Raw genomic sequence first — 1,165 nt, 5'->3', positions numbered from 1 at the left:
TTTTCCAATTATGATTACGAAAAGGAGAATCTACAATGAAGAAGTCCCGCTACAGCGAATCCCAGATCATATCGATCCTGAAAGAGGCCGAGGCCGGTATTCCGGTCGCTGAGCTGTGCCGCAAGCACGGTATGAGTGATGCCACTTTTTACAATTGGCGCGCCAAGTATGGCGGCATGGACGTATCGATGATGAAGCGGATGAAGGAACTGGAGGCGGAGAACCGGCGCCTGAAGAAGATGTATGCAGAAGAACGGCTCAAGGCCGAGATCCGCAAGAAGGCCCTTGAGGGAAAGTACTGAGGCCATCTCAACGACGAGAGATGGCCAAGCACGCCTTGTCGAAGCACGGGCTGAGTATCCGCCTGACCTGCGAGATTTTTGGTATCAGCGAGACCTGCTACCGTTACCAGCCGAAGCTATCGGGTGACAATGCCCATATCGCGGACTGGCTACTTCGCCTCACAACAGCCAATCGCACCTGGGGCTTTGGCCTGTGTTTTCTGTATCTGCGCAATGTGAGGGGCTACGGCTACAATCACAAGCGCGTTTACCGCATCTACCGTGAGCTGGAGTTGAATCTGAGGATCAAGCCGAAGCGACGATTGAAGCGAGACAAGCCTGATGAGTTATCAGTGCCCCGGCAGATCAACGAAGTCTGGTCGATGGATTTTATGCATGATCGGCTGATAGATGGTCGAAGCTTTCGGACCTTTAACGTGATCGATGATTACAACCGGGAAGGCTTGGGGATTGAAGTTGATCTTTCATTGCCGGCACTCAGAGTCATCCGTACCCTGGGTCGCATCATTGAGTGGCGTGGCAAACCCAAGTTCATTCGCTGCGATAATGGGCCGGAATACTTGAGTAGTCAGCTTGTTGAATGGGCCAACAGGCATCGGATTCAGTTACAATATATTCAGCCGGGTAAGCCACAGCAGAACGCTTATGTGGAACGGTTCAATCGGACTGTTCGGCATGAGTGGCTGGATCAACATTTATTTGAATCGATTACCCATGCACAGGATACTGCCACCCGGTGGTTATGGCGCTACAATAATGATCGACCAAACATGGCATTAGGTGGAATCACCCCGATACAGAAGTTGGCTCAGACCGCTTAACAGTGACTACTTTTGAGTCCCATTATTAATGGGGGGATTACC

The 1,165-nt window shown here is 51.2% G+C and carries 1 protein-coding gene; it reads left to right on the top strand.

Annotated features, from left to right (window positions below; all coding sequences use genetic code 11):
* The first annotated feature begins 35 nt into the window (after window positions 1-35).
* Window positions 36-1,123 (top strand): IS3 family transposase gene (locus CODIS_RS20300; protein ID WP_417903665.1). Its coding sequence is split into 2 segments (ribosomal slippage): window positions 36-291 and window positions 291-1,123, totalling 1,089 coding nucleotides; the frame shifts between segments, so codons are not numbered across the junction.
* Window positions 1,124-1,165: the final 42 nt, after the last annotated feature.

It is taken from the genome of Candidatus Thiodiazotropha endolucinida (assembly GCF_001715975.1).
GTDB lineage: Bacteria > Pseudomonadota > Gammaproteobacteria > Chromatiales > Chromatiaceae > Thiodiazotropha > Thiodiazotropha endolucinida.
This window is presented reverse-complemented; position numbering and strand designations above follow the sequence as displayed.